Annotated in this window: 1 pseudogene; it reads left to right on the top strand. The window is 45.9% G+C overall.

The annotated features are described in order from the left end of the window. Positions 1–320 (top strand): annotated as a pseudogene (locus CWC11_RS21505) (A/G-specific adenine glycosylase); the annotation flags it as partial.

Raw genomic sequence — 320 nt, 5'->3', positions numbered from 1 at the left:
TGAAGTGTTACACCATTGGACTGGGCTTGGTTATTACGCCAGAGCAAGAAATCTTCATAAAGCTGCAAAGGTGATCAGAGATAGCTATAAGGGTGAATTCCCACAAACATTAGAAGCGGTGATGGACTTACCGGGCATTGGTCGCTCTACCGCAGGTGCGATACTCTCTCTTGCGCTTGGTCAGCATCATCCAATACTCGATGGTAATGTTAAGCGAGTACTGGCTAGGTTTTATATGGTTGAGGGCTGGTACGTAGTAAAGAAGGTCGAAAATCAGTTATGGTCTTTGAGTGAAGCTGTCACGCCAAGCGGTGATGTAA

It is taken from the genome of Pseudoalteromonas sp. S3178 (genome assembly GCF_005886985.1).
GTDB classification, from domain to species: Bacteria; Pseudomonadota; Gammaproteobacteria; order Enterobacterales; family Alteromonadaceae; genus Pseudoalteromonas; species Pseudoalteromonas carrageenovora.
This window is presented reverse-complemented; position numbering and strand designations above follow the sequence as displayed.